Below are 17067 nucleotides of genomic sequence, written 5' to 3' on the forward strand. Positions count from 1 at the left end.
GCCGCCCACGGACCGCGGCCGCTCCCACCGCGCGGGCGCCCGCCACCGATAACCTGAGGGCATGCCTGAGTCCTCGTCCTCGCAGCCCGCCGCTTCCACCGCTCCCGCCGCGGGGCACTGGCCCGCGCCCACCGCGGACGGCCCGGTGCGCGCCCGACTGACCCTGCCCGGCTCCAAGTCGGTGACCAACCGCGCCCTGATCCTGGCCGCCCTCTCCGAGACCCCGTGCCTGGTCCGCCGCCCCCTGGCCAGCCGGGACAGCGAGCTGATGGTGGGCGCCCTGCGCGCCCTGGGCGTGGGCATCACGGCGGCCGGGCCGGCCGGCGAGGACCTGTCCGTCACGCCCGCGCCCCTGCGCGGACCGGCGTCGGTGGACGTCGGCAACGCGGGGACGGTCATGCGGTTCGTGCCCCCGCTGGCGGCTCTGGCCTCCGGGGACGTGCACTTCGACGGCGACCCGCGGGCCCGAGAGCGGCCGGTGGACGAACTGCTCAACGCCCTGCGCGCGCTGGGCGCCGACATCGACGACGACGGCCGCGGCGCGCTGCCGCTGACCATCCACGGCACCGGCGCGGTCCCCGGCGGCGACGTGGTCCTGGACGCCTCGGGCTCCTCCCAGTTCGTGTCCGCGCTGCTGCTCAGCGGCGCCCGGTTCACCAAGGGCGTGCACGTGCGGCACGAGGGGCCGCCGGTGCCGTCGCGTCCGCACCTGGACATGACCGTGGAGATGCTGCGCGCCGCGGGCGTGGCGGTCACCGCCGGGGACGACTGGTGGCGGGTCGAGCCGGGCCCGGTGCGCGCCTCGGCCATCACGGTGGAGCCGGACCTGTCCAACGCGGCCCCGTTCCTGGCCGCCGCACTGGTCACCGGCGGCGAGGTGACCATTCAGGGCTGGCCGGAGCACACCACCCAGCCGGGTGACGAGCTGCGCTCCCTGTTCACGCGCATGGGCGGCGAGGTCTCGCGTTCGGGCGACGACCTGACCCTGCGCGGCACCGGGACCGTCCTCGGCCTGACCGCCGACCTGCGCGCGGTCGGCGAGCTGACGCCCACCATCGCGGCGGTGGCCGCACTGGCCACCACGCCCTCGCGGCTGACGGGCATCGCCCACCTGCGCCGGCACGAGACCGATCGCATCGCGGCCCTGGCCGCGGAGATCAACCGCCTGGGCGGCGACGCGGAGGAGCTGCCGGACGGCCTGGTGATCCGCCCGCGTCCGCTGCGCGGCGGGGTGTTCCACTCCTACGACGACCACCGGATGGCCACCTCGGGCGCGGTGATCGGGCTCGCGGTGCCCGGAGTGGAGGTGGAGAACATCGCCACCACGCGCAAGACCCTGCCCGACTTCCCGGGCCTGTGGGCGGAGGCCCTGGCATGAGCCGCACGCGGGGCGGGGGGCGCCATCTGGACGAGGACGACATCCGGGTGCGCGCCCGGGGCGGCTCCCGGCCCCGGACCCGGAACCGGCCCAAGCACGAGAACGCGGTGGCCGGCCTGGTGACCAACGTGGACCGCGGCCGGTACCGGTGCCTGGTCGACGGTGTGGCCGTGGTCGCGATGAAGGCGCGTGAGCTGGGCCGCGGCTCCATCGTGGTGGGCGACCGCGTGGACCTGGTCGGCGACCTGTCCGGGCGCCCCGACACCCTGGCCCGCGTGGTGCGGGTCCAGGAACGGCGCTCCGTGCTGCGCCGCACCGCCGACGACACCGACCCCGTCGAGCGCGTCATCGTCGCCAACGCCGACCAGATGGCGATCGTGTGCGCCCTGGCCGACCCCGAGCCGCAGCCCCGGTTCGTCGACCGCTGCCTGGTCGCCGCCTACGACGCGGGCCTGGACCCGCTGCTGTGCCTCACCAAGGCCGACCTGGCCGCCCCGGACGAGCTCGTGCGCGTCTACGAGCCGCTGGGGGTGCCCTTCGAGGTGCTCAGCCCGGACGGCGAGCCCGACGGGCTGCGGGCGCGTCTGGCGGGGCGCACGTCGGTGTTCGTGGGGTCCTCGGGCGTGGGCAAGTCCACGCTGGTGAACCGGCTGATCCCGGGCACCGACCGCGCCGTCGGCCACGTCAACGCGGTCACCGGCCGCGGCCGCCACACCTCCACCTCGGCCGTGGCGCTGCCCTTCGAGGGCGGCTGGCTCATCGACACCCCGGGCGTGCGCAGCTTCGGCCTGGCGCACATCGACCCGGAGGACTTCGTCGCGGGCTTCCCCGACATCGCCGACGTCGCCGCGGACTGCCCGCCGGGCTGTACGCACCAGGAGGACGAGCCCGACTGCGCCATCGGGGCGGCGCTGGAGCAGGGCCGGCTGGATCCCGACCGCGTGGCCTCGCTGCGCCGCCTGCTCGCCAGCCGTGAGGGCGACCTGGACGACCAGCCCTAGGTCGTGTTCCTCGCGGAGCGCTGAGGCTCACAGGTCGACGGTGCCGCCGCAGCGCCAGTAGCGGGTGCGGTCGTGTTCCAGGAAGCCCTCGTCGAGCAGTCCGCGGCGCAGGACCGCCAGGTCGGAGCTGAACCGCGACAGCACCCGGTTCAGCTCCGGCTCGGTGTAGCGGACGCCGGGGTCGAGTGCGCGGGCGACGTGGTCGAGGACGATGAGGCGGTCGCCGCGCCGGACCGGGATCTGCGTGATCCTGCCCCGCGGCAGGTACGCGCGCACCACGCGTTCGTGTTCGTCCACCGCGTCCTCCTCTCCTCAGCCGGTGCGCAGCATCCCGTGCACGACGGTCTCGACCCGGTGCGCCGCCTGGTCCGGGTCGATGGGCTGCAGCGCGTAGGAGACGGTGAGGCGCACCGAGACGTCGGCGACCGAGTCGGCCACCCGGGCGCCCACGCCGGGGCAGCGGTCCTCCAGCATCGCGGCGATGCGCTCGCCGACCACGTCGATGAGCGGCGCGGACCTGGTGGTCAGCACGGGCAGCAGGTCGCGGTCACCGGTGACGACCGCGTGCAGGAGCGGGTTGTCGCGGGCGGCCAGGAGGATGAGGCGGGTCGACCGGCTCACGGCGTGCGCCGGGTCGGCCTCCTCGGCGGCGAGCAGTCCGACGACGTCGTCCAGGAGCGCGTTGACCTCGCGCACGACGATCGCCTGGAGGAGGCCCTCCTTGCTGCCGAACACGTTGTAGAGGGTCTGCCTGGACACCTGGGCGGCCGCGGCGATGTCGGCCATCCGCCGCTCGGCCCAGGCACCGGCGACGACCTCGGCGCAGGCGGCGTCCATCAGCCGTTCCCGGGCCGTCCCGCGGTTCGCGCTCACCGTCTCCATGTCTCCATCCTCGCATCCTGGACGATGTCCGATTTCGTGTGCGCAGGGTCCCCGCGAACTCACATTCTGGTTACGGGGGGCGCCGCTTTGAGCATGTTCGTGCCGGGGCAGGTACCGTTACCGGCCATGGCCTCCTTTGACGATGATCTGCGGCTGGCACACGTGCTCGCCGACGCTGCCGACGACATCGCGATCAAGCGCTTCCGGGCGCTGGATCTGGTGGTCGACACCAAGCCCGACCTGACCCCGGTGACCGAGGCCGACCGGCTGGTCGAGGAGACGCTGCGGGGCGTGCTCTCCCGCGCCCGCCCGCGGGACGCGGTCGTCGGCGAGGAGTACGGCCGCACCGGCAACAGCAACCGGGTGTGGGTCATCGACCCCATCGACGGCACCAAGAACTACGTGCGCGGGGTCCCGGTGTGGGCCACGCTGATCGCCCTGCTGGAGGGCGACCGCCCGGTCGTGGGCGTGGTGTCGGCCCCCGCGCTGCACCGCCGGTGGTGGGCGTCCCAGGGCGGCGGCGCCTGGCAGGGCCGCAGCCTGTCCAAGGCGTCGCGCTGCCAGGTGTCGAAGGTGTCCACCCTGTCGGACGCCTCGCTGAGCTACTCGTCGCTGACCGGCTGGGAGGACCAGGGCCGGCTGGACTCGTTCCTCGGCCTCACCCGTTCGGTGTGGCGCACCCGCGCCTACGGCGACTTCTGGTCGCACGTGATGGTCGCGGAAGGCGTCGTGGACATCTCCGCCGAGCCGGAGCTGTCCCTGTGGGACGCCGCGCCGCTGCCGATCATCCTGGAGGAGGCCGGCGGGCGGGCCACCAACCTGCGCGGTGAGGGCTTCGAGGACGGCGGCCCGCTGGTGTGCAGCAACGGCTCCCTGCACGACCAGGCCCTGACCTGGCTCAACGGCGGTCCGACGCCCCTGCGCCGGGCCTGAGCGCTCACCCGCCGAAGGCCGCGAGCACCCGTTCGGGTGTGAGGCCGTAGCGGTCGATGGTGTATCTGTGCGGCGAGGGGCGCCGGTCCCGCCGGGTGTAGTCGGTGGTCCGGCGGCGGCTGAGGTCGTCGAACTCCTCGCCCAGCCCCGTCCACACGCGCTCGGCGACCCCCACCGGATCCGCGGTCAGCTCGTCGTAGGGCAGGTCGACGAACGTGCCGGGCGCACTCGCGGCACGGACCCGCTCGGCCCGCGCCATGCTCCGCGTCCAGATCCCCAGCCACTCCTCACCGATCCAGTGCGGGTCGACCCGGTCCAGGTGCAGGGCCATCCCCGCCTCCACCAGGCTGCCCCACGACGCCGTCGCCCGGACCGGGTCGCGGTCGGTGAGCACGACGGTGGCGTCGGGGAAGACCCTGAGCAGCGCGTCCAGGCTGCCCAGGTGCAGCGGCGACTTGAGCACCCACCGGCGGGGCGCGCCGCGGCCCGCGGCCGACGCCGGAGGGCGGCGGCCCGCGGCGGTCGCGTGGTCCAGCTGCATCGCCTGGAGCGCGGCCTTGAGGAACTCGTAGTCCGGGGTGGTGTCCCGCTCCTCCATCCAGGCGCGGTACTCCGGGACGGGGATCCGCACGTGGTGGGCCATGCTGTGCGGCAGCAGGAACACGCACTCCTCGGGTTCGAGCGGGTGCATGGGGTGGATCGACTGCCAGCGCGGCGCCATGGCGTTCAGGAAGCGGATCACCGACCGCGCCGAGGCGAGGCGTTCGCGCCTGTCGCGCACGCGCTCGCCCTCCCGGCCGCTGGGCGGGACGGGGTCGAGCAGTTCCCACAGCGCGGGCGCGCGGGTGCGGGCGTGCTGTGCGAGCAGTCCGTGCGCGAAGGTCGTGCCGGTCCTGGGCAGGCCGGTGATGAAGACCGGGCGGTCCACGACCTGGTCGGCGACCTCGGGGCGGGCCTCGAACAGGTGCAGCAGGCGCAGCCGCGTCTCCAGCCGGCGCTCCACCTCGTTCTGGACCGACAGGCGGCCCAGCGGGGTGACCCCGGGGGCGCTCAGCCAGGCGTCGCTCAGGAAGCGCATCCGGGACCGGAACTCCCGGTCCCGCGGCCAGGGCAGTCCGCTGCGGTCGGCCGCCGCCCGCTCGGCGGCCTCGAACGCCCGCGCGGGGTCGCGGAAGCGGGACCTCGTGGCGGGCGTCAGCAGCGTGTTGGCCGGAGCGACCCACCAGGCCGGGCGTGCGTTCACGAAAGCCCCTTCGTTGACGGACATCCGGCGCCAACGTACCGGAATCCGGCACCGCGGCACAGGCGGAGGAGCGGCGCCTGTGGACAACCGACCCCCGCCCCGTCGGCACTTTGCGCGTACGCTTCATCACTTACAGTAGTAACGTGACTTCCGTGCTGATTCCCGCTCCACTCCGAGCCGCGCTCTGCGGTGCCCTCGTGCTGATGGCCGCCGGATGCGCCACCGGCCACGGGCACACGACCGAGGAGCTCGGCGAGATGATCGCCGAGACCGTGCGCACCACCGGCGGCGTCCCCGCGCTGGGGGTGCCCGACACCGCCTTCGACCCGGCGAAGTTCCTGTGCGATCCGGCCGTGGACGACTCCGGTGCCGGAACCTGGCGCACCGAGGCCCCGCGCGAGGAGACCGGCCCGGACGAGGCGGTCGAACTCGGCCTGCTGTCCGCCGAGGACGCCGGGGCCGGCCCCGGAACCGACGCCGGGACCGCCACCGTGGCCGCCACCGTCATCGGGCCGGACGGCGCCGCCGCCACCGCCGAGACCGACCTGGCCGCCGACGGATGGGCCCGCCTCACCTACCCCGGCGACTTCGGTGCCGAGTCCGCCCCGGGCGTCCACACGGTCGTGTGGACCGACGCCGAAGCGAGCACACCGCTGGCCTGCGACGGCTTCACGGTCGGGTGACCACGCGGATAGCGGCGCGAGAAAACCCCTCCCACACATGAACCGGAACCGCCTTCCCCAGCGATGGAACTGATGGAAACCCCGCCTCTGGCGGGCCGTCCGGCGCCGCCTCCGGCGCCGGTTCTCAGACATCACGGAAGGGGCCGAATGCTGCGCTCCCTCACAGCCGGGATCGTGCTGGCCTTCGCCGGAACACGGGCCAACGTCGCCCGCACCATCCTGTCCTGCGCCGGCATCGTCGTCGGTGTCGGCGCACTGGTCCTCGTGGTCACCGCCGGGGACTTCGGCCAGCGGTTCGCGGTCGCCTACGGGGAGGCCAACGCGGGTCTTCCCGCGACCTTCCAGGTCACGGTGCACGGCGAGATCGCCGACCGGGAGGCGTTCGAGGACGACCTGCGCCGCGCCGGCGGCCAGGACGTCTCCGTCTACCAGTGGCCGTCCGAAACGCCCCTCATCCGGTCGGGCGACGCCGTCCTGCCGGACGTGGAGTTCCGCGGCGTGGACGTGGCGATGGGCGACATCAGGCGGATGAACATGGCCCAGGGCCGCTGGTTCACCGACGCCGACGCCGAGTCCCTGGTGCCGGTCCTGGTCGTCAACCAGGAACTCGCCGACGCCCTCGGCGACGTCACCGAGGTGCAGATCGGATCGGGGGAGTGGACCGACGTCCGCGTGGTCGGCATCGTGGAGAGCACCACGCTGGACTTCTCCTGGCAGAGCGCCTATCTGCTGCACTCGCCCGCGACGGAGGAGATGCTCTTCGAGGGCGAGGACGTCCAGAACGAGTACCAGGTCCGCGTCGACCCCGACGATCCGGCCGCCATCGACCCCACCGGACAGGAGTTCACCCAGCGGCTCTCGTCGGCGGCCTGGCGCTGGAGCGGTGGCGGCCCGGAGCCGACGGTCGACGCCTGGCGCTTCGACGAGAGCGAGATGCTCGGCAGCGCCGTGAGCTACCTGTCCTGGGGCCTGGGCGGCATCGCGGTCATCACCCTCACCACCGGCCTGCTCGGCGTCCTCAACGTCGGGCTGGTCACCGTCCGCGAGCGCCGACGGGAACTCGCCACCTACCGGGCCCTGGGCGCGAGCCGCTCCACGCTGTTCGTGGCCGTGGTCATGGAGTCCGTCGTGGTGTCGCTGGTGGCGGGTCTCGTGGCCGTCCTGGGCTGCTGGGCGATCGTCCTGGCGGCCGCCGCGGTCATGGACGGCCTGGTCTCGCTGCCGGCCGGCGTCACCCTGTCCATGCCCGCGTCGGGCGTCCTCGTCGGACTGGGCAGCGCGGCGTTCGTCGGACTGCTCGCCGGAATCATCCCCGCGATACGGGCGCTGCGCGCCTCCGTGGTCGCCGGGCTGCGGGAATAGGAGAAATCGTGAAGAAGTGGATCATCACCGGGGTGGCGCTGGTCGCCGTCGCCGGACTCGTCGCCGCCGGATTCCTCCTGTTGCCGCGCCTGGTCGGCGGCGGCTCGGGCGAGGACATGGACTTCGGACAGGGCGCCCTCGACATCGGCGGCGCCCCCGTCGAGGTGGAACTGGGCGAGATCAGCTCCCTGCTGGTCCTGGACGCCACCGTGCGCGCCGAGGCCGGCGAGGACGTCGAGGCCCGCAACGGGGGCACGGTCACGCGCGTGTGGGTGACCGACGGCTCCCTCGTGGACAGCGGCGCCCCGATCCTCAACGTGGCGGTGCCGGACACGGCCGACGCAGACGGTGGGGACGACGACGGCGGCGGGGGCGGCGGGACCCGCGAGGTCAGCCTCTACGCGCCGGCGGAGGGCCGGGTGTCCGGGCTGGACGACATCCAGGTCGGCGACGTCCTGGAGCCCGGGACGGTCGCGGCCAACGTGGCCCCGGACGAGTTCCGGGCCGTGGCCTCCGTCCCGGCCAACGACCTCTACCGGTTCTACGAGGACCCGCACGACATCATGCTGGAGATCACCGAGGGACCGCCCGCCGCCGAGTGCGAGTTCCTGTCCCTGGGCCCGGCCGAGGAGGGCACGGGCGGCGGTGAGGGCGAGGAGATCGCCGGCGAGGGCGGCGGCACCGGCGGCGGCTCCACCGAGCTGGCCTGCCGCGTCCCCTCCGACCTCCGGGTCTTCGAGGGCGTCACCGGCAAGATGTCCATCGCCACCGGCGGGGCGCAGAACGTCATGGTCATCCCGGTGACCGCGGTGCGCGGCACCAGCGAGAGCGGCGAGGTGATCGTGGTCGCCTCCGACGGCACCGAGGAGGTGCGCGAGGTCGAACTGGGCGTCTCCGACGGCACGTCGGTCGAGGTCGTCTCCGGGCTGAGCGTCGGCGACCAGGTGCTCGACCCGATCCCGCTCGACCCCCGCTTCGACGTACCCGGCGCGGTCGCGCCCGAGGACGAGTTCATGGACGAGGAGTACATGGAGTTCGAAGGCGAGGTGGTGGAGTAGTGGCCGCCTCCCCCGCCGGGTTCCCCGCGCCCGTGCCCGCGCCGCCCGGGCGCGAGCCGCTGCTGCGGGTGGAGCACCTCACCCGGCACTTCACGGTGTCCGGGACGCGGATCGACGTCCTGCACGACTGCACGTTCCAGGTGACGCGCGGCGAGGTCGTGGCCATCGTCGGCCAGTCCGGTTCCGGCAAGTCCACGCTGCTCAACCTGCTCGGGCTGCTCGACCGGCCCAGCGGCGGGACCTACGTGTTCGACGGCGTGGACACCACCCGGCTGGGCGAGGGGCGCCGCTCCCGCCTCAGGGGCGAGGGCGTCGGCTTCGTGTTCCAGCAGTTCCACCTGCTGGAGCGGCGCACGGCGCTGGCGAACGTGTGCGTGCCCCTGGTGCTGGCCGGTGTGCCGCTGCTGACCCGGCGGTCCCGCGCCCGCGCGCTCCTGGAGGACGTGGGGCTGGGGCACCGGCTGCACTCGCAGCCGCACCAGCTCTCCGGCGGTGAGCAGCAGCGTGTGGCGCTGGCGCGCGCCCTGAGCCGGGAACCCGCGCTCATCCTCGCCGACGAGCCCACGGGCGCCCTGGACGCCGCCAGCAGCACGATGATCATGGACCAGCTCCTGGAGCAGGCCCGCCTGCGCGACGCGGCGGTGGTCGTGGTGACCCACGACCCCAAGGTCGCCGAACGGGCCGACCACGTCGTGGAACTGGTCGAGGGCCGCACCCTCTGACAGGAAGGGGCGGGCCCGGAAACACCGGGCCCGCCCCTTTCGCCATTCACCGGCCGGAAATGGTCGGCACAACGAAAAACACCGGGTGGATTTCTCCACCCGGTGTTTCCTTGGTAGCGGGGACAGGATTTGAACCTGCGACCTCTGGGTTATGAGCCCAGCGAGCTACCGAACTGCTCCACCCCGCGTCGTGATCCCTATTCTAGGGCCTTTCACCCTCGGTGGCAAATCGCTTTTCCGAAGAACACGATTCCGGGATCCACCGGCGATCCGACCTTTCGGCCTGATCTTCACCCAGTCTAACAGGGCGTGAACCCCGTTCTGACCGTTCCGGCGCCGCAGCGCCGGTAAAAGCACCGGACCCGGGATTTCTCCCGGGTCCGTTCTTCGTAGCGGGGACAGGATTTGAACCTGCGACCTCTGGGTTATGAGCCCAGCGAGCTACCGAACTGCTCCACCCCGCGTCGTTGTGTTCTCAGAGTAGCGTGCCTGGGCGCGGAACCCAAATCGACGCGGGGAGACCTGGCGCACGCGAACGGGGCGGGACCCGAAGGCCCCGCCCCGCCGCGTGAACGCACGCTCGGGCGCTACTCGTTCATCGACTCCTCGATGGCTTCGAGGGCCTCGCGCAGGCGCTCGTCCGCCTCCTCCTGCGACTCCTGGCTGTCCTCCCAGGCCTCCACGGCCTCGTCGAGGGCGTCGGTGAGGTCCTGGTTCGGGGACTCCTCACCGGAGCCGCCCTCGGCCGGCTCCTCCTCCGAGGGCTCCGCGTCGCCCTCCTCCAGGGGCGCCTCACCCTCCTCGAAGAGGTTGTTCAGGGCCTCCTGGAGGTTGCTGCCGATGGCCACCTCCTCACCGAAGCCGACCATCACCTGCTGCAGCAGCGGGAAGGAGGCGGCTCCGCCGCCACCCGCCTGCACGTACAGCGGCTCAACGTAGAGCAGGCCCTCCGCGAACGGCAGGGTGAGCAGGTTGCCCCGGGTCACCTCGGCGTTGGACTGCTCCAGCGGGAGCAGGACCTCGCGGACGGCCGCGTCGGCGTCGAAGGCGTTCTGCACCTGCCCGGGACCGAAGATCACCGTGCTGCGCGGCAGCTCCAGCAGCCGCAGCTGGCCGTAGCTCTCCGACTGCGGGTTGCTGTTCACCGCCATGAACGCCGCGATGTTCTCACGGCCGCGCGGGACGAAGGTGCTCGTCAGCGAGAAGTTCGGCTCCTCCTCGCCCGGGTACCGGATCGTCTGCCGGTAGGGCGGCTCCGGGGCCTCGGTCTCGTTGGTGGGGTCGGTCGGCACGGACCAGAAGTCCTGGCCGCCGTAGTAGGACGACGCGTCCGTGACGTGGTACTCGCGCATGATCTCGCGCTGCACCTTGAACAGGTCGTCCGGGTAGCGGACGTGGTCGAGGAGGTCCTCGCTCATCTCGTCCCGGTCCGTCATGATGCCCGGGAACGCGCCCATCCACGTCTGGAGGACGGGGTCCTCCTCGTCCCACGCGTACAGGGTCACCGTGCCGTCGTGGGCGTCGACGGTCGCCTTCACCGAGTTGCGGATGTAGTTGACCTCGTTGCCGGGCAGTGCCCCGACCTGCTGCGCCGAACCGTCGGTGAAGCTGTCGGTCACCGCCTGGGTGAAGTCGATCCGGTTCGCGTACGGGTAGCCGTCGGACGTGGTGTAGGCGTCCACGATCCACACGACCTTGCCGTCGACCACGGCCGGGTACGGGCTGCTGTCGGTGGTGAGGAACGGCGCGACCTTCTCGACGCGCTCCACCGGGTCGCGCTCGTAGATGATCCGCGAGTCGCTGGAGATCGCGCTGTTGAGCAGGATGTTCGGTTCCTGGTACTTGATGGCGTACAGGATCCGGTCGAAGAAGCTGCTCAGCTGGACGCCGCCGTCGCCGGCGTAGTTGTTGTAGGCCTGCGAGGTGCTCCCCTCGCCGCCCTCTTCGCCGTCCTCGGCCGGGGACTCCTCCGCGGCCGGCGACTCCTCGGCGGCCGGGGCCTCCTCGTCCTCGGCCTCGCCGGGCGCCCGCGCCTCGTCGGCGGAGGGGCTGGGCGAGGCGTCCACCGCGTCGTCCAGGGTGGGCACGTCCTCGGTGTCCTCCTCGGCGTCGAGCGGGTAGTCGTACTCCTGCTCGGCCTCGACGATGACGTAGTCGGCGCCCTCGCGGCCGTAGTAGATCCGCGGCTCGTACTCGCCCACGACGTCGCTCAGCTCACCGCGCGGCGGGATGTTGTACTCCGTGAAGACCGGACGGCCCTCGGCGTCGATGAGGTTGCCCGCGGCGGCCACCATGCCGTAGCCGTGCGTGTAGATCAGGTGCCGGTTCAGCCAGTTGTCCTGGTCGTCCGGGGGCCCGTCGAGCTCGCGGACGGCGACGATCGTGTCGATGAGGTTGCCCTCGGCGTCCGGGTAGCGGTCGACCTCCAGCACGTCGGGGAACTGGTAGAACCCGCGGACCTGCTGCATCTGCTGGAAGGTCTGCGACACGACCGAGGGGTCGGCCAGGCGGACGCTGGGGATGTCGTCGGCGGCGGCCGACAGCTCCTGCGGCGTCAGCTCCGTGGTCGCGTCGTAGGTCTCGACCTCGGCGTCGGCGATGTCGTACGCGTCGCGCGTGGACTCGATGTTGCGCTCGATGTACGGGCTCTCCAGGCGCTGCTCGTTCGGGCCGACCTGGAAGCGCTGGACGATCTCCGGGTAGGCCACGCCCACCAGCACCGCGGACAGCACCAGCAGTCCGAGGCTGGCCATGGGGACCATGGTGTTCTTGAAGTAGATGTTGGCGAAGAACAGCACCGCGCAGATCACGGAGATGACCGTGAGGATCACCAGGGCGGTCGAGACCGCGTTCACGTCGGTGTACGAGGCACCGAACGTGTAGCCGCGCTCGGAGAAGACCAGTCCGTAGCGGTCCAGCCAGTACGATCCGGCGCGCAGCAGCACGAAGACGCCCAGCAGCACCGACAGGTGCACCCGGGCGGCGGGGGTGGCGCGCTGGCCGGAGTCGTTCTGCAGGCGGACACCGCCGTACAGGTAGTGCACGACGACCGCGGCGATGAACGCCAGGATCACGGCGGCGTAGAGGTAGCCGAGCAGGATCCGCAGGAACGGGTAGACGAAGGCGAAGAACGCGACGTCCATACCGAACTCGGGGTCGGCCACGCCGAAGTCGACGGAGTTGACGAACTGCAGGTAGGAGCGCCAGTCACCGCCGGCCGCGGCTCCCGCCAGCAGGGCGAGGGCGCCGACCGTGATCCAGAAGAAGAGCTTGCGGTGGGGGTCGATGGACTGCCGGTAGCGGTCCAGCCCCTGCTGCTCCAGGCTCATGGGGCGCACCCCGGGCCGGGAGCGGTAGGCGAAGAAGATGCTGGCGCCGACGATGATGCCCATGACCAGCGCCGCGACGGCGAAGAGCAGGACTCGGGTCCACAGCTGGGTCAGGAAGACCGTGGAGAATCCGACGGCGTTGAACCACTTGTAGTCGGTCCAGAAGTTCGCGGCGAACATCAGCGCCGCGATGATGACGACCACGGTCGCCGCGACTGGCGCGAGCAACCTTGATCGGCGAGGCATACGCGCAGGTGGTGCGCCGGGCGATCGGAAGCTCACGCCTCCCCCTCGTTCTGGCTTGGTAGGTGCGTTCGGTGCGCGTGGGGCGCCTTCATCAGTGAGAACTTATGCGGTGTCCGCCGGGTTCCCGAAATCACCCCGCACCGGGTGACAAGGCGGCATCGGTGGTGTATCGGAGACGTATCCATCCGTCGGCTGACCATGTGAGCGACCCTACTGGCCGGGAAGGGGGGGCGGCGAGGTTCGCTCATGGGCCACTATGGGAACGTGTCGAACATTCGCGAAGCCGTCATGGACCTCGAACGCCACGCAGCCGAACAGGGCTGGGACCGGCCGCTGGGGCTGTACGCCCTGGTGCCCACCGCCGACCTGTTGAAGGCGGAGCCGGCGCTGGCGAACCTGCTGGGGATCGACTCCCCCACCGACCCGGGCGAGCTGACCCCGGTGGAGCAGGACCCGCTGCCCCAGGACGTCCCCCTGGAGGAGGCGCTCGGACGCATCCTCTGGCCGGAGGGCGTGGCCGGGTGCGCCCTGGTCATGGAGCGCCTGGCGGTGAAGGGCTCCGACGAGACCCTCGCCGCGGGCGAGGACCCCGCCGCCTCCGGTCGCGAGACCGAGGAGATCCGCATGGTGGCGGGCGTGATGCGGGACGGGTCGCGGCACTGCGCGATGCGCATGCGCAGCCACGACTCCGAGTCGGAGGTGCTCAACGGCGCCGACCTGATCCCGGCCCTGACCTCCGCGCTCGCCCTCACCCTGGACCTGGACGAGTCGCCCGGGTCCTGAACTCACTCCTGGCAGCGGGGCAGCTCGCCCTCTCCGGTGCGGATGGTCTCCAGGGCGTCGACCGCGTCGGTGAGGGTCTCCACCCGCACCACGTCGAGTTCGTCGTAGGCGGCCGACTGGAAGACCTGTGAGCAGCTCTCGGCGGCGACGAGGAAGTAGTCGGCCCCGTCCCGCCGTGCGCTCACCATCTTCTGGGGGATCCCGCTGATGCCGCCGATCTGGCCGGCGGAGGTGATGGTGCCCGAGCCGGCGACGTTCGCGCCGCCGGTGAGGCTCTCCTCGGTGAGGCGGTCCATGATGCCGAGCGAGAACATCATGCCGGCGCTGGGGCCGCCGATGTCGCCGACGGAGATCTCCACCTCGACCGGGAAGTCCATGTCGTCGGCGATGAGCACGCCGACGGCGGCGCCGTTGTCGCCCTGGTGGGTCTCCATCTCCACGTCGACGGTCTCGCCGTCCCGGTCCAGCGTCAGCTCCACCGGTTCCCCCGGCTCCCGCGAGCTCACCCACTCCACGACGGCGGCGCTGCCCACCAGCTCCTCGTCGCCCGAGGCGGTGGTGGGAACGGTGCGGCCGTCGACCGCGACGATGACGTCGCCCGTCTCGACGACACCGTGCGCCGGCATGTCCTCCACGGTGTCGGCCACCTGCGGGACGGCGTCGTAGGCGATGCCGAGCTGACTGAGCGCGGCGGCCGTCGCGTCGGTCTGGGAGTCGTTCATCTGTACCGTCTGGCGCTCGCTGACCTCCTCCGGCGACCGGCCCGCCGGGAACAGCAGCTCCTCGGGCAGGACCGCCTGCGTGGGCGAGAGCCAGGCGGTGACCAGCGTGAAGAAGTTGAGCCGGTGGTCGGGTCCGCCCGCGTACTGGACGGTCACCATGGAGAGCGCGCCGTCATCGTGCTCGTAGCTCTCGGCGCCCTCGACGGTGATGACGGGTTCGCCGCGCAGCTCCCCGACCGTGTTGACCGTGACGCCGGGCGCGGCCACGAGGTAGGGCAGGGGAAGCAGCAGACCAGCGGCCCCGGTCCCCACCAGGAGGATGAGCGCGACAACGAGGGTCATGACACGACGAACCATGATGCACACCTTATGGCCGTCGGCGGGTTCGGGGCGCTTCACGCCGGAAGGGATCGGGGCGCTTCACGCCGGGTCCTTCGTCGTCGCTACTGCCTGGCTCGCAAGCTCGCTGGCGGCAGAGACTCCTCCTGCAGGCACCGGCGCGCCCCTCACTGCAGGCACCGGCGCGCCCCTCACCCCTGTGCTTTCTTTGGGCCGCCGCTCGTTCCTCGCTTCGGCCCGACCAACCCCCCAGTGGTCCCCAAGAGCGCATCGCTCACGTCCAACCCCCCAGCGGTGCCGGTGGCCCCGCCTGTACCCGCCCAACCCCCTGTGCCTCAAGGCCAGCGGGTGGAAGCCGCACGACCCGGCCCACCTCGACCCCAAGGGGTGAGACGTGGCCGTTCAGCCCGCCCTCAACCCCAGGGGGTTGAAGGTGGCCGTTCAACCCGCGGAACCCCAGGGGGTGAGAGGTGGCCGTTCAGGTGGCGGGTGTGCAGGGGGGTTCGCGAGGGGCGCGCCAGTGTTCTGCAGGAGGAGACGGGGCCGCCGCGAGGAACGAGCAAGGCAAGTCGACGACGAAGAACGCTGGCTACTCGGCGCCCTACTCGGCGCCCCGAGCACGGGCCAAAGCGAGGAACGAGCGGAGGCCCCAGAAAACACAGAGCGGAGGCCCCAGAAAACACAGAGCGGAGGCCCCCAGAAAACACAGAGCGGAGGCCCCCAGAAAACACAGCACGGAGGCCCAAAGAAAGCACAGTTAAGGAGCGCCCACCCACTCGTCGGCGCCGTCCTCGAAGGACTGGTGCTTCCAGATGGGCACCTGGGCCTTGAGGTCGTCGATGAGGCGGCGGCAGGCCTCGAACGCCTCCTGGCGGTGCGCGGCCGCGGCCGCCACGACCACCGCCCGGTCACCGATCTCCAACGAGCCGACGCGGTGCACCGCGGCCATGCGCAGGACCGGGCGGCCGGGGGCGGAGGTGTCGCTGAGCACCTTCTCCATGATGACGCGCAACTGCGCCTCCACGGTGGGGTGCGCCGAGTAGGCGAGCGCGGCCACGTCACGGCCGTGGTCGTGGTCGCGCACGGTCCCGATGAACACGGCGGTGCCGCCCGCGCGCTCGTCGGTCACGGCGTCGAGGACCTCGTCCACGGACAGCGGGGTCTCGCGTACGGCTGCAATGGTGATCTCTTCCACACCATGACCGTATCAACCTGGGGTTCCCCAGGGCGAGACCAGCCCGGTGGCGGTCCGGTTCAGCCGCCCTTGCGGCGGCGCAGGTGGCGGATGGCCGCGGCGGTGCCGATGGCGGCCGCGGCGGCGCCGGCCGCGCCCGCGGCGGTGATGGTGACCTCCTTGCGGCCGAGGCTGCGGCCCACGAGCGCGTGCTTGCCGCTCTTGGAGGCCATCAGCACCTCCAGGGCCTCGCCGTTGTCGTAGCCCGGCTTCCACCCGGCCTCGCGCAGCGAGCCGCAGTCCACCACGCAGGGGTAGACGAGGAACTTCAGCTCGCCCTCGGCGGCCGGGGTGATCCGGGCCTGGTGGAGGCGGCGGATCGCACCGAAGGCCAGGTTGGCGGGGACCTCGAAGTGCTTCATCCCCGTGACGGCCTCGACCTCCTCCTGGGTCAGCGAGCCCTCGCTGGCGACCGCGAGGGCGCCGTCGGGGCCGTCGACCCCGTGCAGGGCGCAGAAGGCCAGCGCGCTGGCGAGGTCGTCCTCGTGGCAGAACTGCCAGTGCTGGCGGTGGCCCTTGACGGTGAGCAGGCGCGGCGCGGAGAAGTGGCGGCTGAACAGGGTGTCGAGGTCCGGTCCGACCAGCGGCGCGGGGCGCACGACGGTCACCGCGAGGCTGGGGTGGGCGCGCCGGGCGCGTTCGGCCAGCGCCTCGACCTCGGCGAAGTCCCCCATCAGGCCCTCGCTGTTGTCCGACACGCGCGGGGCGTCCTCCCGGAGGGGGACGGGCGAGTCCGGCGCGGCGCCGTAGACCATCGTGCTGGTGACCAGGATGACGCGCGGGATCCCCGAGGCCGCCGCCGCGGTCAGGACGGTCTGCGCCGCCCGGATGTTGTGCGCGCGCCGGTCGGCCGGCCGCGTGTCGGGCGAGCGGTCGTCGGCGGTGTGCACGAGGACGTCCACCCCGCCGAGCCGGGAGACCAGCCCCGGGTCGCACACGTCGGCGATCCGCCACGTGACCCCGCGCAGGTCGGCGAACTCGTCGTCGATGGCCACGATCTCCCTCGGGGCCGTGGAACCATCCGGAGTGGCCAGGCGTTGCACGAGGAGCCGACCCATGCCGGAGGCGGCACCGGTGACCGCCACGACCACGCCGCCTCCATCGGTGGGGCTGTGCTCTGGGCGAACCTGGCTGCTTTCGGTATTCACTCCG

General features: G+C 72.1%; 15 protein-coding genes and 2 tRNA genes. 8 read left to right on the plus strand and 9 right to left on the minus strand.

Annotated features, from left to right (window positions below; genetic code table 11):
* Positions 1 to 61: 61 nt before the first annotated feature.
* Together aroA and rsgA are read left to right on the plus strand one after the other, a co-directional pair.
* Positions 62 to 1378, plus strand: a complete 1317-nt coding sequence (aroA, locus tag ADL05_RS21910; protein ID WP_053618883.1) for a 3-phosphoshikimate 1-carboxyvinyltransferase — start codon at positions 62 to 64, stop codon at positions 1376 to 1378.
* Positions 1375 to 2379 (plus strand): ribosome small subunit-dependent GTPase A, encoded by a 1005-nt coding sequence (gene rsgA / locus ADL05_RS21915; RefSeq protein WP_053618884.1) that lies wholly within the window; start codon positions 1375 to 1377, stop codon positions 2377 to 2379. The genes aroA and rsgA overlap by 4 nt, the downstream gene beginning before the upstream one ends.
* Positions 2380 to 2406: 27 nt before the next feature.
* Here the strand turns inward: rsgA and ADL05_RS21920 are convergent, their stop codons facing one another.
* Positions 2407 to 2676 (minus strand): DUF2087 domain-containing protein, encoded by a 270-nt coding sequence (locus tag ADL05_RS21920; RefSeq protein ID WP_053618885.1) that lies wholly within the window; start codon positions 2674 to 2676, stop codon positions 2407 to 2409.
* Positions 2677 to 2691: 15 nt separating this feature from the next.
* On the minus strand, positions 2692 to 3261 hold the full coding sequence (locus ADL05_RS21925; RefSeq protein WP_053618886.1) for a TetR family transcriptional regulator: 570 nt from the start codon (positions 3259 to 3261) through the stop codon (positions 2692 to 2694).
* Positions 3262 to 3387: 126 nt separating this feature from the next.
* Here ADL05_RS21925 and hisN point away from each other — a divergent pair, with 126 nt between their 5' ends.
* On the plus strand, positions 3388 to 4194 hold the full coding sequence (gene hisN / locus ADL05_RS21930) for a histidinol-phosphatase (protein WP_053618887.1): 807 nt from the start codon (positions 3388 to 3390) through the stop codon (positions 4192 to 4194).
* Between the two features lie 4 nt (positions 4195 to 4198).
* On the opposite strand, the gene ADL05_RS21935 is transcribed toward hisN, so the two are convergent.
* Positions 4199 to 5437 carry a sulfotransferase gene (locus tag ADL05_RS21935; RefSeq protein ID WP_231640860.1) on the minus strand — a complete coding sequence of 413 codons (1239 nt, stop codon included), beginning with the start codon at positions 5435 to 5437 and terminating at the stop codon, positions 4199 to 4201.
* Positions 5438 to 5580: 143 nt separating this feature from the next.
* On the opposite strand from ADL05_RS21935, the gene ADL05_RS21940 reads away from it, so the two are divergent.
* The 4 genes from ADL05_RS21940 to ADL05_RS21955 all read left to right on the plus strand — a co-directional run bounded on the left by ADL05_RS21940 (position 5581) and on the right by ADL05_RS21955 (position 9262).
* Positions 5581 to 6120: a hypothetical protein gene (locus ADL05_RS21940; RefSeq protein ID WP_369800989.1), complete on the plus strand. Its 540-nt coding sequence runs from the start codon at positions 5581 to 5583 to the stop codon at positions 6118 to 6120.
* Positions 6121 to 6267: 147 nt separating this feature from the next.
* Positions 6268 to 7482, plus strand: coding sequence for an ABC transporter permease (locus ADL05_RS21945; RefSeq protein WP_053618890.1), 1215 nt, complete (start codon positions 6268 to 6270; stop codon positions 7480 to 7482).
* A gap of 8 nt (positions 7483 to 7490) precedes the next feature.
* Positions 7491 to 8540 carry an efflux RND transporter periplasmic adaptor subunit gene (locus ADL05_RS21950; RefSeq protein WP_053618891.1) on the plus strand — a complete coding sequence of 350 codons (1050 nt, stop codon included), beginning with the start codon at positions 7491 to 7493 and terminating at the stop codon, positions 8538 to 8540.
* Complete coding sequence (locus ADL05_RS21955; RefSeq protein ID WP_053618892.1) at positions 8540 to 9262, plus strand: ABC transporter ATP-binding protein; 723 nt, start codon at positions 8540 to 8542, stop codon at positions 9260 to 9262. The genes ADL05_RS21950 and ADL05_RS21955 overlap by 1 nt, the downstream gene beginning before the upstream one ends.
* Positions 9263 to 9373: 111 nt before the next feature.
* Here the strand turns inward: ADL05_RS21955 and ADL05_RS21960 are convergent.
* The 3 genes from ADL05_RS21960 to ADL05_RS21970 form a co-directional block, all read right to left on the minus strand.
* Positions 9374 to 9450, minus strand: a tRNA-Met gene (locus tag ADL05_RS21960).
* 202 nt (positions 9451 to 9652) lie between these two features.
* Positions 9653 to 9726, minus strand: a tRNA-Met gene (locus ADL05_RS21965).
* A 123-nt stretch (positions 9727 to 9849) separates the two neighbouring features.
* On the minus strand, positions 9850 to 12795 hold the full coding sequence (locus ADL05_RS21970) for a UPF0182 family protein (protein ID WP_053618893.1): 2946 nt from the start codon (positions 12793 to 12795) through the stop codon (positions 9850 to 9852).
* Positions 12796 to 13083: 288 nt separating this feature from the next.
* On the opposite strand from ADL05_RS21970, the gene ADL05_RS21975 reads away from it, so the two are divergent.
* Positions 13084 to 13620 (plus strand): PPA1309 family protein, encoded by a 537-nt coding sequence (locus ADL05_RS21975; RefSeq protein ID WP_369800990.1) that lies wholly within the window; start codon positions 13084 to 13086, stop codon positions 13618 to 13620.
* A 2-nt stretch (positions 13621 to 13622) separates the two neighbouring features.
* On the opposite strand, the gene ADL05_RS21980 is transcribed toward ADL05_RS21975, so the two are convergent.
* The 3 genes from ADL05_RS21980 to ADL05_RS21990 all read right to left on the minus strand — a co-directional run bounded on the left by ADL05_RS21980 (position 13623) and on the right by ADL05_RS21990 (position 17006).
* Positions 13623 to 14684, minus strand: coding sequence for a PDZ domain-containing protein (locus ADL05_RS21980; protein WP_053618895.1), 1062 nt, complete (start codon positions 14682 to 14684; stop codon positions 13623 to 13625).
* A gap of 754 nt (positions 14685 to 15438) precedes the next feature.
* Positions 15439 to 15876 carry a molybdenum cofactor biosynthesis protein MoaE gene (locus ADL05_RS21985; RefSeq protein WP_053618896.1) on the minus strand — a complete coding sequence of 146 codons (438 nt, stop codon included), beginning with the start codon at positions 15874 to 15876 and terminating at the stop codon, positions 15439 to 15441.
* 59 nt (positions 15877 to 15935) lie between these two features.
* Positions 15936 to 17006 (minus strand): NAD-dependent epimerase/dehydratase family protein, encoded by a 1071-nt coding sequence (locus tag ADL05_RS21990; RefSeq protein ID WP_082376739.1) that lies wholly within the window; start codon positions 17004 to 17006, stop codon positions 15936 to 15938.
* Positions 17007 to 17067 lie beyond the last annotated feature (61 nt).

The sequence above is a fragment of the Nocardiopsis sp. NRRL B-16309 genome (assembly GCF_001279585.1).
Lineage (GTDB): Bacteria > Actinomycetota > Actinomycetes > Streptosporangiales > Streptosporangiaceae > Nocardiopsis.

Excerpts from the sequence above, each read along its gene's own strand:
- ADL05_RS21980 (WP_053618895.1), bottom strand. The coding sequence starts at position 14,684 with ATGACCCTCGTTGTCGCGCTCATCCTCCTGGTGGGGACCGGGGCCGCT.
- aroA (WP_053618883.1), top strand. The coding sequence starts at position 62 with ATGCCTGAGTCCTCGTCCTCGCAGCCCGCCGCTTCCACCGCTCCCGCC.
- rsgA (WP_053618884.1), top strand. The coding sequence starts at position 1,375 with ATGAGCCGCACGCGGGGCGGGGGGCGCCATCTGGACGAGGACGACATC.
- ADL05_RS21975 (WP_369800990.1), top strand. The coding sequence starts at position 13,084 with ATGGGCCACTATGGGAACGTGTCGAACATTCGCGAAGCCGTCATGGAC.
- ADL05_RS21925 (WP_053618886.1), bottom strand. The coding sequence starts at position 3,261 with ATGGAGACGGTGAGCGCGAACCGCGGGACGGCCCGGGAACGGCTGATG.
- hisN (WP_053618887.1), top strand. The coding sequence starts at position 3,388 with ATGGCCTCCTTTGACGATGATCTGCGGCTGGCACACGTGCTCGCCGAC.
- ADL05_RS21945 (WP_053618890.1), top strand. The coding sequence starts at position 6,268 with ATGCTGCGCTCCCTCACAGCCGGGATCGTGCTGGCCTTCGCCGGAACA.